This window comes from Bradyrhizobium sp. LA6.8 (assembly GCF_040547935.1).
GTDB lineage: Bacteria > Pseudomonadota > Alphaproteobacteria > Rhizobiales > Xanthobacteraceae > Bradyrhizobium > Bradyrhizobium barranii.
In genome coordinates this window covers 1,039,258-1,053,065 of record NZ_JBEPQQ010000003.1, presented here as the reverse complement: position 1 = coordinate 1,053,065, position 13,808 = coordinate 1,039,258, and the positions used below count along the sequence as shown (strand labels likewise).

At 64.3% G+C, this 13,808-nt stretch carries 14 protein-coding genes; 9 read left to right on the top strand and 5 right to left on the bottom strand.

The genetic code is table 11. The features are described from left to right. Positions 1-106: 106 nt before the first annotated feature. Together ABIA90_RS18855 and ABIA90_RS18850 are read left to right on the top strand one after the other, a co-directional pair. Positions 107-436, top strand: coding sequence for a hypothetical protein (locus ABIA90_RS18855; RefSeq protein WP_354117813.1), 330 nt, complete (start codon positions 107-109; stop codon positions 434-436). 134 nt (positions 437-570) lie between these two features. Further along, positions 571-852 (top strand): hypothetical protein, encoded by a 282-nt coding sequence (locus ABIA90_RS18850; protein ID WP_028154910.1) that lies wholly within the window; start codon positions 571-573, stop codon positions 850-852. A gap of 148 nt (positions 853-1,000) precedes the next feature. Here ABIA90_RS18850 and ABIA90_RS18845 read toward each other — a convergent pair whose 3' ends face one another. The 3 genes from ABIA90_RS18845 to ABIA90_RS18835 all read right to left on the bottom strand — a co-directional run bounded on the left by ABIA90_RS18845 (position 1,001) and on the right by ABIA90_RS18835 (position 3,436). Beyond that, positions 1,001-1,249: a GCG_CRPN prefix-to-repeats domain-containing protein gene (locus tag ABIA90_RS18845; protein WP_354117814.1), complete on the bottom strand. Its 249-nt coding sequence runs from the start codon at positions 1,247-1,249 to the stop codon at positions 1,001-1,003. Between the two features lie 282 nt (positions 1,250-1,531). Beyond that, positions 1,532-2,542 (bottom strand): alpha/beta fold hydrolase, encoded by a 1,011-nt coding sequence (locus tag ABIA90_RS18840; RefSeq protein ID WP_354117815.1) that lies wholly within the window; start codon positions 2,540-2,542, stop codon positions 1,532-1,534. A 195-nt stretch (positions 2,543-2,737) separates the two neighbouring features. Continuing rightward, positions 2,738-3,436: a winged helix-turn-helix domain-containing protein gene (locus ABIA90_RS18835; protein WP_028154913.1), complete on the bottom strand. Its 699-nt coding sequence runs from the start codon at positions 3,434-3,436 to the stop codon at positions 2,738-2,740. Between the two features lie 150 nt (positions 3,437-3,586). Here ABIA90_RS18835 and ABIA90_RS18830 point away from each other — a divergent pair, with 150 nt between their 5' ends. Genes ABIA90_RS18830 through ABIA90_RS18820 form a run of 3 tightly spaced genes read left to right on the top strand, consistent with a single transcriptional unit; the run spans position 3,587 to position 5,131 of the window. Next, entirely contained in the window at positions 3,587-3,895 is a 309-nt protein-coding gene (locus ABIA90_RS18830) for an NIPSNAP family protein (RefSeq protein ID WP_028151164.1), read from the top strand. A gap of 24 nt (positions 3,896-3,919) precedes the next feature. After that, positions 3,920-4,270, top strand: a complete 351-nt coding sequence (locus tag ABIA90_RS18825; protein WP_354117816.1) for an antibiotic biosynthesis monooxygenase family protein — start codon at positions 3,920-3,922, stop codon at positions 4,268-4,270. 51 nt (positions 4,271-4,321) lie between these two features. Further along, positions 4,322-5,131, top strand: coding sequence for an isocitrate lyase/PEP mutase family protein (locus tag ABIA90_RS18820; RefSeq protein WP_354117817.1), 810 nt, complete (start codon positions 4,322-4,324; stop codon positions 5,129-5,131). 159 nt (positions 5,132-5,290) lie between these two features. Here ABIA90_RS18820 and ABIA90_RS18815 read toward each other — a convergent pair whose 3' ends face one another. Continuing rightward, positions 5,291-5,686 carry a hypothetical protein gene (locus tag ABIA90_RS18815; protein WP_063982629.1) on the bottom strand — a complete coding sequence of 132 codons (396 nt, stop codon included), beginning with the start codon at positions 5,684-5,686 and terminating at the stop codon, positions 5,291-5,293. Positions 5,687-5,851: 165 nt separating this feature from the next. On the opposite strand from ABIA90_RS18815, the gene ABIA90_RS18810 reads away from it, so the two are divergent. After that, on the top strand, positions 5,852-6,496 hold the full coding sequence (locus ABIA90_RS18810; RefSeq protein WP_071917394.1) for a trimeric intracellular cation channel family protein: 645 nt from the start codon (positions 5,852-5,854) through the stop codon (positions 6,494-6,496). A gap of 161 nt (positions 6,497-6,657) precedes the next feature. Here ABIA90_RS18810 and ABIA90_RS18805 read toward each other — a convergent pair whose 3' ends face one another. Continuing rightward, on the bottom strand, positions 6,658-7,866 hold the full coding sequence (locus tag ABIA90_RS18805) for a c-type cytochrome (RefSeq protein WP_354117818.1): 1,209 nt from the start codon (positions 7,864-7,866) through the stop codon (positions 6,658-6,660). Positions 7,867-8,138: 272 nt separating this feature from the next. On the opposite strand from ABIA90_RS18805, the gene ABIA90_RS18800 reads away from it, so the two are divergent. The 3 genes from ABIA90_RS18800 to ABIA90_RS18790 all read left to right on the top strand — a co-directional run bounded on the left by ABIA90_RS18800 (position 8,139) and on the right by ABIA90_RS18790 (position 13,671). Beyond that, the gene (locus ABIA90_RS18800) at positions 8,139-11,630 is read left to right on the top strand and encodes an indolepyruvate ferredoxin oxidoreductase family protein (protein ID WP_354117819.1); all 3,492 of its coding nucleotides are present in this window, start codon (positions 8,139-8,141) and stop codon (positions 11,628-11,630) included. A 494-nt stretch (positions 11,631-12,124) separates the two neighbouring features. Beyond that, entirely contained in the window at positions 12,125-13,282 is a 1,158-nt protein-coding gene (locus ABIA90_RS18795; RefSeq protein ID WP_253571758.1) for a thiolase family protein, read from the top strand. Next, positions 13,282-13,671, top strand: a complete 390-nt coding sequence (locus tag ABIA90_RS18790) for a Zn-ribbon domain-containing OB-fold protein (RefSeq protein ID WP_085405481.1) — start codon at positions 13,282-13,284, stop codon at positions 13,669-13,671. Before ABIA90_RS18795 ends, ABIA90_RS18790 begins: the two co-directional genes overlap by 1 nt. Positions 13,672-13,808 lie beyond the last annotated feature (137 nt).

The window sequence follows — 13,808 nt, the reverse complement described above, 5'->3', positions numbered from 1 at the left end:
GGCCATTCCTTCCCCCATCGGCGCGATCCGAATGTTCCGTCGCGCGGGCTTTTTGTTGCCGCGACTATAACCGTCTATGCTGCGGCCAAACAACGGGAGGAAACACATGTCTGCTGCCTACTTCGTCGTTCGCGCGACCGTCACCGACGCCAGCAAGCGCGCCGCCTTCGACACATGGTACGAGACCGCGCATGTGCCCGACGCGGTGAAGGCGTTCGGCGTAGCTAAGGCCTGGCGGTTCTGGAGCCTGGACGATCCCTCGCTGCATCAGGCCATGTATCAGTTCGATGACGAGGCCAAGCTGGCTGCGATGCTGAGGGGCGATGCGTTGAAGCAGCTCGTCGCCGATTTCAATCGCGACTGGCCCGACGTGAAGCGCACGCGCGAGACGCTGGTGCTGGCGCAGGAGTTTGCGAAGCAGGACGCCGGAGCGTAGTCCGCACCGAGTCCCGCAGCCCGCTTGTCCCTGACACCCATGTCATGAACCTGAAGATGCGATTCAGCTTTCGTTCATGTCGTGACCGCGACACTCCCTCTGCATCACTTGCTCGATAGCCTAGAGGACACGTCATGGAGCGTCGGAACTTTTTGAAACTTGCATTCGGCGTCGCGGCTGGAGCCGCGACGTTGACCGCGACCGCACAAGCTGCGCCGTTGGCGCCGCAGCCGCTTGGTGATCCCGCGCGCGCGCCGCAAGGCAATCCCGACGCTCGTCCCGCCGTCACCACCAGTGAGGAGACCGCGCAGCTCAAGCCCGAGCAGGTGCATTGGCATGGCCACCACCGCCATTGGGGCTGGCGCCGCCGCCACTGGGGTTGGCATCGCCGGCGCTGGCACCGCCACCACTGGTAAGCTCGGCACAAGCGAGGCCTTGAACGGGGATCGCGATTGCGGTCTCCGTTTTGATTCGGAGCTGGCGGATGCGACGCCAGGCGTTCAAAACGAAAATGGCCGCGCAGGCTTTCGCCGCACGGCCATCTCGCAATACGAAAAGGTCAGATCAGATCGGGCGGCAGCGGCCACCCCACCAACGGAAGCCGTACGGGCAGACGCGGGCGCGGGGCACGACGACGACCGGCGGGGCAACCAGCACCGGGCCGGGCCGCACAACGACCGCACCGCGCATCGGGCGGCAGCCGCCATAGGCGCCGCGGTACCAGCCGGGGCCGCAGCCACCGGCGGCGCTGGCCGCTTCGCTGAAACCGACGACCGCGCTGGCGAGCATGACGGCGGCAAACAGGTATTTCATGTGATCTTCCTCTTGTCCTTGGGCAGGTTTTTGGGGCGCTTGCGGCGCACAATGAATCAAAAGACACGATTCGACACGTTAAATTTGGGCACGTGCCGACACGTCGCGATCCAAACCTGCCAATCATGACCTGAATGCGGCATGAACATTCTCTGCATGCGGCTTCCGGCGACAGCAATGGCGCTGGAGCGCCGTCCCGATGGAATCGGAACGGGGCTCCAGGTTCTTTGTTCTGATGCGTTTTGTTGACGCGAACCGGTATCCACTTCGCTCGAAAACGCTCTAGCGGCCGAGAAAGCCCAGCACCAATTCCTTGTACTTCTCCGGCGCCTCCAGGAAGACGAGGTGGCCGGTGTCCGGGATCACTTCGGCCCGCGCGTTCGGCATCTTGGCCGCAAGCGCTTTCGCGAGCTCCGCGTTCTGGCCCATTTTCGCGCGCAATGCCTCCGGCGCGTTCGGACGGCCCGGCGCGTTGTGATCGTTGGCGCCCATGATGAACAGCGTCGGCTCGGTGATCAACGCGACCTCGTGCGCGACCGGCTCGCGATAGATCATCTGGCCGGAGCTGACGTAGGCGCGCAGCCAGCGCGGATAGTCCGGGCTGCCCTTGATGTTGAAGCGGGCATCGACGAACGGCGTGATCGCGTCGGGCGGCAGCTTGATCGCGTAATTGGTCTGGAGCTGCTTGCGATAGCCGTCGGGTGTGAGCTTGTCCTCGCTCTCGATGATCTTCTCGGTCGGCGTTGGCGGCACATAGAGACGGTAGTCTTCCAGCCCGATCGGTGCGGTCAGCACGAGATGGGCGACGCGGTCCGGATAGGCGCGGGCGATGCGCACGCCCAGCATGCCGCCGAGCGAATGCGCGACGACCTCAGCTTTGTCGATCTTGAGATGATCGAGCAGCGCAATGGTGTTGCGCGCCAGCGTGTCGAAGTGCAGTTCGCCTTGCGGCTTCGAAGATTTGCCGAAGCCGATCTGGTCCGGCACGATCACGCGAAAACCGGCGTCACTGAGCATCTTGATGACGGGCGCCCAGTAGCTCGACGGAAAATTGCGCCCGTGCAGCAGCACGACGGTGCGGCCGTTCGGCCGCTCGGGCGCGACGTCCATATAGGCCATGCTGAGCTGCTCGCCGTCATTGACAACAGGCAGCAGATGCACGGGATACGGATAGGCAAAGCCTTCGAGCGCGATGCCGTAGGGCTCGTGCGGGGTGGTGTCGGCGGCGTGGGTGGACGTGAACGGGGAAGCGAGGAGGGCTGCGGCAAGCGCGACCGGGAGGATGCGGTTCATGAAGATCTCGTAATTGGAGCCGTCATTCCGGGGCGCGTCGAAGACGCGGACCCGGAATCTCAAGGTTCCAGGTTCGATGCTTCGCATCGCCCCGGAACGACACTGCGCTTAAAGCGATGGATGGCCCGGTCAAGCCCGGCCATGACGGAAGCCGTGGTTCACACGCAAACGTGCGATCTCACGCACCTGGCGTGATCAATCCTTCCCGGTCCCGAACAGCGTCGCAAACTGCTTCTCGCCGGTGCGGGTGAAGTTCACCACGCGGCTGCCGGGCGTGGCGTCGCGCGCGGCCCATTTCAGCTCGGCGAACCGCTGCATCATGGCGGCGCCCAGCGTGCCGGCGAGATGATGGCGCCGCTCGCTCCAGTCCAGGCAGGCCTTGCACACCGGACGGCGCGGATGGGTGAGCATGTCGGGCGAGATCTGCAAATGCTTTGCGAGGAAGCGCTCGCCCTCGGCCGTCAGCTCGATGTCCTGCTTCTTCTGCCTGACCAGGTTTCGCGTGCGCAGGCTGTCGAGCATCTGCACGCCGAGATCGCCGGCGAGGTGGTCGTAGCAGATCCGCGCGCGCCGCAGCGCCGGATCCTTCGGCCCTGTGCGCACGCGCATGTGGCCGGTCCGCGCGGCAAGTCCCGCAAGGCCTTCGAGCACGCCGGCGACGTCATCGTCGGTGAGGCGGTAGTAGCGGTGGCGGCCTTGCTTCTCCGGCTCGATCAGCCCGCCGGCCTCGAGCTTGGCCAGATGCGAGCTCGCGGTCTGCGGCGTGATGCCGGCCTCCTGCGCGAGCTCGCTCGCCGTCAGCGCGCGGCCGTTCATCAGCGCGGTGAGCATGTTGGCGCGAGCGGGGTCGCCGACCAGCGAAGCAATCATGGCGATGTCAGGACCTGATTTCATGCTTCGATGGTAGCCGAAGCATTGCGGTGGAGCAAGGACGTAGTCTGTTTCTGCGAACACGTCATTTGCGAGCGAAGCGAAGCAATCCAGTTGCTTCAGCGGCGACGGTGTTGCTCGCGCTTGCCGCAATGAAAAATCAAGGAGCTCACCATGTCCGTCACCGTCTTCATCCGCTACCAGCTCGATCCCTTCAAGCGCGCGCAGTTCGAGGAGTATTCGAAGCGCTGGCTCACCATCATCCCGAAATGCGGCGGCGACCTGATCGGCTATTTCATGCCGCATGAGGGCACCAACAACATCGCGTTTGCGCTGATCACCTTCGAGAGTCTGGCCGCCTATGAGGCCTATCGCGCCCGCCTGCGGCAGGACGCAGACGGCATGGCCAATTTCCATTTCGCCGAGGAGAACAAATTCATCCTCGCGGAAGAGCGCACCTTCCTGCGCAAGGTGGTATTGTAGACCGCCAACGCAAAGGAGACGCCCATGATTGCCGTGATTTTCGAAGTCTGGCCCAAGCCGGAACATCGCCAGGACTACTTCGACCTCGCGGCCGACCTGAAGCCGATCCTGCAAACCATCGATGGCTTCATCTCGGTCGAGCGCTTTGAAAGCCTGACCGAGAAGGGCAAGGTCCTGTCGGTGTCGTTCTGGCGGGACGAGGCAGCAGTCCAGGCCTGGCGCAATACGATGGAGCACCGGCGCACGCAGGCGAAGGGCAGGGCGAAGATCTTTGTCGATTATCACCTGCGCATCGCCAGCGTCATCCGCGACTACGGCATGAATGATCGCGAGCAGGCGCCGAAGGACAGCCGCGCCGTGCACGATGTGCACTAGCGTTTGCATTTGCGCAGCCTTATCTCTGCGCGGCCAACAAGGGAGAGAAACATGCATGTGACAACCGCTGACAAGCGCGCGACGTTCAAGACGATGCACGAGAGCGGCTGCTTCATCCTGCCCAATCCGGTCGACGTCGGCAGCGCCAAGGCGTTGCAGCATCTCGGGTTCAAGGCACTGGCCTCATCGAGCGCGGGCTTTGCCTGGACCATCGGCAAGGCCGACAACCACGTCACGGTCGATGACGTCTGTCAGCATCTGGCAGCATTGTGCTCGGCCGTCGACATCCCCGTGAATGCGGATTTCGAGGGCGGCTTTGCCGTCGAGCCGGACAAGGTCGCGGACAATGTCGAGCGCGGTGTGCGCACCGGCGTCGCCGGCCTCTCGATCGAGGATTCCACCGGCGACAAGGACAAGCCGCTCTACGAGCGCGCACTGGCGGTCGAGCGCATCAAGGCCTCGCGCACGGCGATCGGCGACAGCGGCACGCTGCTGGTCGGTCGCTGCGAGGCGTATTTGTGGGGCGTGACCGACCTCAAGCTCGTCATTGACCGGCTCACGGCCTATGCGGACGCAGGCGCCGACTGTCTCTATGCGCCGGGCCTGAAGACGCGCGAGGACATCGCCGCGGTGGTGAAGGCCGTCGCCCCAAAGCCGTTCAACCTGCTGATCGGCGCATCCGGCCTGTCCTTGCAGGAGGCCGCCGACCTCGGCGTGCGCCGCATCAGCGTCGGCGGCTCGCTCGCCCGCGCCGCCTGGGGCGGCTTCATGCGCGCCGCGAAGGAGATGGCGGAGAAGGGGACCTTTACCGAGCTCGGCACCGGCTATTCCGGCGGCGAACTCAACAAGATGTTCAGCTAAACGAAAAGCGGCGGGATGTGAGGTCCCGCTCTCTCATCCTCTCGGTGTCATGCCCCGCGCAAGCGGGGCATCCGGTACGCCGCGACTTCTCGATTCAATCGCTGCCGCTGGTGGAATACTGGGTCGCCCGGTCAAGCCGGGCGACGACAGCTGTTGTCGTTACTTCGCGCCCTCGGACGGGGCGGCCGGATCAGGCGCCGCCGGCTTGCTCGGGGCAGCCCCCGTGGTCACGCCGGGTCCCGTGTTGTTGCGCGGCGTCACATCGCGCATGCCGGGAGGCGCGGCCGGATTCGCAGGCGGAGCCTGCTGGGCGGTCTGCGTTGCCGGCGTGTTGCTGGCCTGGTTGCCGGTGCTCGTGTTGTTCAGTCCGTAGAACACGGCACCCAGTACCAAGGCGATCGCCACTGCGAACAAGGCTACCTTGCCGCTGGAGGCGGGGCCTTCGCCAAGCTCGGGATCGACCTGAAGCTCGGCATCCCGTCGCGCCGCACGGACATACTCATCATCGGCGAGATTCGGGCGATACGGATCGTTGGGAAAACGGTCGTCAGCCATCGATTTTGTCTCCTCGATTATTGCGGCTGGACAACCCCTAGATGCGAGATTCTGTTCCGCCCTCCTTAGTGCTTTCGTCGCATGTTGCCCTTGCGCGAGGAATCGGGAACCTGTTCATTTTGGAACCGTCGCGTGGGTTCCATCGATGGGGAAGGGAACAAGGCGATGTGGAGCGTGCCGCCGAGCGATAGCGTGCTGCATCTGTTGTCGCTGGTCGCGGTCGCAGCGCAAGGCATGACCGCCGCGCTCGCGGCCGGCCGCCGGAGCATGGACTGGCTCGGCGTCTGCTTCCTCGGCTGTATCACCGCGCTCGGCGGCGGCACCTTGCGCGATCTCTTCCTCGGGCACTATCCGCTGGCCTGGGTCGCTCATCCCATCTACCTCGCGCTGGCTGGCGGCGCTGCCTTCCTCACCATCCTGATCGCGCGGCTTGTGCACCGGCTGAAGGTGGCCTTCATCGTGCTCGATGCCATCGGCCTCGTCGTCTTTACCATGGCCGGCTGCGACATCGCCTGGCAGACGAATGCCACGCTGCCGATCGTCATCGTCTCCGGCATGGTGACCGGCTGCGCGGGCGGGGTGCTGCGCGACGTGCTCTGCAACGACGTGCCGCTGCTGTTCCGCTCCGAGCTCTATGCGACCGTTTCGGTGGCGACCGGCCTGTTCTACGCCACCGCCTTCGGCCTCAATCTCAACGCCGAGCTCTGGACCATTTTGACGTTTGTCCTCGGCATCAGCTTCCGCCTGCTCGCGGTGCGCTACAAATGGGAGATGCCGAAATTCGTGTTCACGGAAGGTGAGGAGCGGTAGGGCTTACTTCGCCTTTCGTAGAGTTTGAGCGCTATCGCATCCACGGCGTCATGGCGGGGCCTGTCCCGGCCATCCACGACCTTTGCCACGGCACGAAAGAACGTGGATGCCCGGGACAAGCCCGGGCATGACGACCTCTGGTGAATACTGAGGAGCGTGAACTACTGCTCCTTCCGCGCCTTCGCCACCTGCGCCGTGGTCACCAGCGGCGCGGCGTTGCCCCAGGAATTGCGGATGTAGTTCGTCACTGCTGCGATCTCTTGGTCGGACAATTGCTTGGCATAGCCCGGCATCTCGCCGGCGTTGGGCGCGCGTGGCGTCGTCACGGTGTGGGCGCCGTCGAGGATGATGCGCAAGCTGGAGGACGGATTGACCGATTGCAGAAGCGCGTTGCCGGGCAGCGGCGGATAGATGCGCGGCGCGCCGGAGCCGTCGGCTTCATGGCAGGCGATGCAGAGTTTTGCGTAGACGGCCTGGCCGGCCTTCATCTCGGCCTCGTCGGGCGGCGTCACGATCGTCTCGCGCCGCGACGGCGGCAGACTCTTCAGATATTCCGCGATGGCGCGCACATCGGCATCGCTGATCTTCGAGGTCGAGCCGACGACCACCTCGGCCATCAGCCCGCCGGCATGGCTTTTGACGTTTCGCCCGCTTTGCAGATATTCGGTGATGTCTTCGACGCTCCATGACTTCAGCCCGGTGCGCGCGGCGCCATCGAGCCTTGGTGCGTACCAGCCGCCGACCTCGTTGCCCGACAGCGCCTGCGCAGTTTTGTCCGCGCCGAAATAGTTCTTCGGCGTGTGGCAGGCGCCGCAATGGCCGAGCCCGGTGACGAGATAGCCGCCTCTGTTCCACGCCGCGCTCTGGCTCTGGTCCGGCTCGAACAGGCCGGGCTTGAAATACATGGCGTTCCAGACCCGCATCAGGCCGCGATAACCGAACGGCCAGCGCAGCCCTGGCGGCTTGTTGCGGCTCGCCACGGGCGCCAGCGTTCCGAGATAGGCCCGGATCGCCAGCGTGTCGTCCTTCGTCACCTTCGTGAAATAGGGATAGGGGAAGGCCGGGTAATAGTTCGATCCGTCGGGCGCGACGCCGGTGCGCACCGCGCGGGTGAAATCGGCGTCGGTCCAGGCGCCGATCCCGGTGTCGCGGTCCGGCGTCAGGTTCGGCGCGTAGATCGCGCCGAAGGGCGTATCGATGCGCTTTCCGCCCGCGAATGGCTTTGCCGGATCGGTGGTGTGGCAGCCCGCGCAGTCGCCGGCCTCGACCAGCGCCTTGCCATAGGCGATCAGCTCCGGCGATGGCTCGGCGGCGCGAGCCGCGCTCGCAACTGCACTGCACAATGCGACAACAGCTAGAATCATTCGCATCGAAAGCTTCCCCTGCGACCAATCGCCCGGATAGGAGCCTCACGTCGTTTCGCGTCGGTGGGGGTATGGTGACACAAATTGAAAATGCTTGATGCCTTTGCAGCCACGAAATTGCGATTATTACCCGGCGCTTCCTTTGGTCCAGATTTGTGATGCGGAGCGTTAAATATCCGACATAGAGTGGCGGAGTTGGTCGGCGCGCCCTAGCTAAAAACAACGGGCAGGCAACGGCTTAAGTGGCCAAACGCTCAAAAGGCCGGAAGAGGACAAGAATGGGTATCAACCAGGGTCCGATCAGTCTCGACCAGAAATACACCCAGGAAACCGGACACGTCTTCACCACGGGCATCCAGGCCCTGGTCCGGTTGCCGATGGCCCAGATCCGGCGTGACCGCGCCAACGGCCTCAACACCGCGGGCTTCATCTCCGGCTACCGCGGCTCGCCGCTCGGTGGCTACGACCAGCAGCTCTTTGCGGCGCGAAAGCATCTCGAGCAGTACAACATCAAGTTCCAGCCCGGCGTGAACGAGGATCTGGCGGCGACCGCGGTGTGGGGCTCGCAGCAGCTCAACCTCTCGCCCGGCGCCAAATATGATGGCGTCGTCGGCATCTGGTACGGCAAGGGCCCCGGCGTCGATCGCTGCGGCGACGTGTTCCGCCACGGCAATGCTGCCGGCTCGGCCAAGAACGGCGGCGTGCTGTGTCTGGCCGGCGACGACCACGGTGCAAAATCCTCGACCGTTCCGCATCAGTCAGACCACGCCTTCATGTCGGCGCTGATGCCTTATCTCTATCCGTCCAGCATCCACGAGATGATCGAGATGGGCCTGCTCGGCATCGCGATGTCGCGCTATTCGGGCTGCTGGGTCGGCATGAAGGTGATCACGGAGACGGTGGAGACCACCGCCGAGATCGACCTCACCGACGAGATGAAGCCGTTCATCATCCCGCCCGATTTCGAGCTGCCGCCCGGTGGCCTCAATCTGCGCTGGCCCGACGACCGCTTCGAGCAGGACCGCCGCCTCCAGGACTACAAGGGCTTTGCCGCGATCGCCTTTGCGCGCGCCAACAAGGTCAACCGCGTCACCATGGATTCGCCGAACGCCCGCTTCGGCATCATGGCGTCGGGCAAGAGCTACGAGGACGTCCGCCAGGCGCTGCGCGAGCTCGGGATCACCGAGGAGGTCGCCGCCAAGATCGGGCTTCGCCTCTACAAGATCGGCATGCCCTGGCCGCTGGAGCCGGAAGGCGTACGCCAGTTCGCGGTCGGGCTCGAAGAGATCTTCATCATCGAGGAACGGCGCGAGATCGTTGAGAACCAGGTCAAGCAGGAGCTGTTCAACTGGCGCGACGATGTCCGCCCCCGCATCGTCGGCAAGATGGACGAGCACGACAAGCGCTTCCTGACCTTCGCCGCCGAACTCAGCGTCGCCTCGCTTGCGACCTCGCTCACCGAGCGGCTTCTCCGACTTAATCTCAACCCTGAAATCGCGGAGATGCTCCGCGCCAAGGCCGACTGGTTCAACGGCCGCCAGGCGAGCCAGATGCAGGCGACAGCGCCTGTTTCTCGCGTCCCGTATTTCTGCTCCGGCTGTCCCCACAACACGTCCACCAAGGTCCCCGAAGGCAGCCGTGCGCTCGCCGGCATCGGCTGTCACTTCATGGCGCTGTGGATGGATCGCTCGACTGAGACGTTCACTCATATGGGCGGCGAGGGCGTGCCGTGGGTCGGCATCGCGCCCTTCACCAACGAGAACCACATCTTCGCCAATCTCGGCGACGGCACCTACTTCCACTCCGGCCTTCTCGCCATCCGGCAGGCGGTCGCCTCCAAGACCAACATCACCTACAAGATCCTCTACAACGACGCCGTCGCGATGACGGGTGGCCAGCGCCATGACGGCGATCTCTCGCCGCAGCAGATCACGTTCCAGCTCCACGCCGAAGGCATCCGCGAGATCTACCTGGTCTCGGAGGCGCCCGATACCTATCCGGCCGACACCATCGCGCCCGGCGTGAAGCTGTATCACCGCGACGAACTCGACAACGTCATGAAGATGTGCCGCGAGTACAAGGGCACCTCGGCGATCGTCTTCGTGCAGACCTGCGCGGCCGAAAAGCGGCGCCGCCGCAAGCGCGGCCTGATGGAGGATCCGGCGCGCCGCGTCATGATCAACCCGGCGGTCTGCGAAGGCTGCGGCGACTGCTCGGTGCAGTCGAACTGCATCTCGGTCGAGCCCCTGGAGACCGAGTTCGGCCGCAAGCGCGCCATCAACCAGTCGTCCTGCAACAAGGACTATTCCTGCGTGAAGGGCTTCTGCCCGTCCTTCGTCACCGTCGACGGCGGCAAGCCGCGCCATCGTGCGCCGGCCGATCTCGGTGACATCGGCGAGCTGCCGGAGCCAGCGTCTCGGCCGACGGTGGACAAGCCCTATAACATCGCAGTCGGCGGTGTCGGCGGCACCGGTGTCCTCACGATCGGTGCGCTGCTCGGCATGGCCGCTCATATCGAGGGCAAGGCCTCGATGATCCTCGACATGTCGGGCCTGGCGCAGAAGGGCGGGGCGGTGCTCAGCCACGTCCGCCTGTCCGATCATCCGGCCGAGGTGACCTGCTCGCGCATCGTCACTGGTACGGCAGATCTCGTGCTCGCCGCCGACGAGGTGGTCGCGGTCGCCAAGGACACGATCTCGCTCTGCGACACCAGCCGCACCCGCGGCATCATCAACAGCCACGTCATTCCGACCGCCGACTTCGTCCTCAACCGCGACTTCAACTTCCAGACCCGCAAGCTGAATCGGCTGCTGGAAACGGCGCTGCACAAGGACTCGGTGTTCTTCGACTTCACCAAGCCGGCCGAGCAGCTGCTTGGCGACAGCATCGCCACCAACATGATGATGATGGGGTATGCCTATCAGAAAGGCCTGTTCCCGCTGTCGGCAGAATCGATCGAGCAGGCGATCGAGGTCAACGGCGTCGCGATCAAGATGAACAAGGAGGCCTTCCGCCTCGGCCGCCTCGCGGTCGCCGATCCCCAGCGCCTCGCCGACATGCTGAAGGGGACGGACGAGGTGGTTGCGCCGAAGACGCTGGATGCAATGACGCTGGATGAGGTCATCGCGCATCGCGCCAAGCACCTGACCGCCTACCAGAGCGGCCGCCTCGCGAAACGCTATCGCAAGCTGGTCGATCAGGTTCGCGATGCCGCCAAGCAGGGCGGTTATGACGATGCGCTGCCGCGCGCGGTCGCGGTGAACTACGCCAAGCTGCTGGCCTACAAGGACGAATACGAAGTTGCGCGCCTCTACACTGACGGTGCTTTCGAGCAGCAGCTCCGCGACCAGTTCGAGGGCGACTTCAAGTTCAACTTCAACCTGGCCCCGCCGATCCTCAGCCGCGGCGTCGACGCGCTGGGTCGCCCGAAGAAGCGCGCGTTCGGCCCGTGGATGCTGAAGGCATTCAGGGTGCTCGCGAAATTCAAGTTCCTGCGCGGCACGCCGCTCGACATCTTCGGCCACAGCGCCGACCGCAAGCTCGAGCGCGATCTGATCGTGGGCTACGAGAAGGACGTCGCCACCGTGCTCGGCCTGTTGTCGCCGCTCACGGTCGACACCGCCGTCGAGCTCTTGTCACTGCCCGATCGCATCCGCGGCTACGGCCCGGTCAAGGAGAAGGCCGTCGCGGACGCGAAAGCCCGCTACGCCCAGCTCGCGGCCGACCTCGCGAGCCCGCCGCCTGCGCCGAGGCAGATCGCGGCGGAGTAGGGGCGAGCCACGATCTCGTAGGGTGGGCAAAGGCGCAAAGCGCCGTGCCCACCATCTCACCACGATTGAGCCGCAAGAGGTGGGCACGCTTCCGCCTTCGCTCTTCGAGCTACGGCGGACAAGTCGCTTTGTCCACCCTACGATTTCGTCTTTGAAATCAACCACCGTCCTACTGTGCATGGGGTTGTTTTCGCAAAAAAGAAAATCGCTTGTGCCGTCGGGCAAAACACCTTTAGGACTCTGGCCGTCATTGCGAGCGCAGCGAAGCAATCCAGAAATGCCTCCGCGGATAGACTCTGGATTGCTTCGCTGCGCTCGCAATGACGACGCGGTGGCAGAGTGGCCTTCCCGCCGCACTTCGAGATTGCGGTAGCCGGGAGTTGCGCCAACGCGCTGCCCTCTCGCCCGACGGAATATTTCCGCGCTTGCCAAGCTGGCGCCCGCGGTTCAGAAAAACGGAGCAAGAAGAAACGCGAGCGCGGAGACCTGACGTTTTGACCATCAAGGGCAAGGCCTACATTGCCGGGATCTACGAACACCCGACCCGGCATGCGCCGGACAAATCCACCGCCCAGCTCCATGCCGAGGTCGCCAAGGGCGCGATCGAGGATGCCGGGCTCTCCAAGGACGATGTCGACGGCTATTTCTGCGCCGGCGATGCGCCGGGCGGCGCCTGGCCGATGGTCGATTATCTCGGCCTGAACACCAAAAAACTCCGCCACGTCGATTCCACCGAGACCGGCGGTTGTTCCTACATCATCCATCTCGGCCACGCCGCTGAAGCCATCGCGGCCGGCAAGTGCTCGATCGCGCTGATCACGCTCGCCGGCAAGCCGCGCACCGGCGTGATGCCGCCGCGCGCGGCCGGCGCGGAGGCCGATTTCGAGTCCGCTTACGGCGCGACCACACACAATGCCTATGGCATGTGTGCCATGCGCCACATGCACGACTATGGCACCACCAGCGAGCAGCTCGCCTGGATCAAGGTCGCGGCCTCGCATCACGCGCAATACAATCCGCATGCGATGCTCAAGGACGTCGTCACCGTCGAGGACGTCCTGAACTCGCCGATGATCTCCGATCCGCTGCACCGCATGGATTGCTGCGTCGTCTCCGACGGCGGCGGCGCGCTGATCGTGACGACGCCCGAAATCGCCAAGAGCCTGAAGAAGCCGTTGGTCAAGCTGATCGGTCACGGCGAAGCCATGAAGGGCCCGCGCGGCGGCAAGGATCTCGACCTCACTTACTCCGCCGGAATCTGGTCCGGCCCGCGTGCGTTCGAGGAAGCCGGCATCACGCCGAAGGACATCAAGTACGCCTCGATCTACGACAGCTTCACCATCACCGTCTTGATGCAGCTCGAAGACCTCGGCTTCTGCAAGAAGGGCGAGGGCGGCAAGTTCGTCGCCGACGGCAACCTGATCTCGGGCGTCGGCAAGCTGCCGTTCAACACCGACGGCGGCGGTCTCTGCAGCAACCATCCCGTCAACCGCGGCGGCATGACCAAGATCATCGAGGCCGTCAGGCAGCTGCGCGGCGAGGCGCATCCGAAGGTGCAGGTCAAGAATTGCGATCTCGCCATCGCCCACGGCACCGGCGGCCTTCTGGGCGTTCGCCACGCCGCTTCGACTGCCATTCTGGAGCGCGTGTGATGAGCGAAGCGAAAAAGTATCCGGCACCGGTCACGAACCCCGAGACCGCTGCGTTCTGGGACGCGGCCAAGCAGGGCAAGTTCATGATCAAGCGCTGCACCGCGTGCGGCGAAGCGCATTACTTCCCGCGCTCGATCTGCCCATTCTGCTATTCGGACAAGACGGTGTGGGAGGAGAGTTCGGGTGAGGCCACGATCTACACCTGGAGCCTGATGCGCAAATCGCCGACCGGCCCCTATGCCATCGCCTATGTCACGCTGAAGGAAGGGCCGTCGCTTCAGACCAACATCGTCGACTGCGATCTCGAGAAGCTCAAGATCGGCCAAAAGGTGAAGGTGGTGTTCAAGCCGACCGATGGCGCACCATTGCCGTTCTTCACGCCGGCGTAATTTCTTCCTTCCCCCCTTGTGGGGGAAGGTGGCGCGAAGCGCCGGATGAGGGGTATCGCTCCGCAGAGGGACTCTCTGTGCGGAAGCAACCCCTCACCCAAACGAGTTTGCCGCACGGCTCTCGCGGCCCTCTCCCA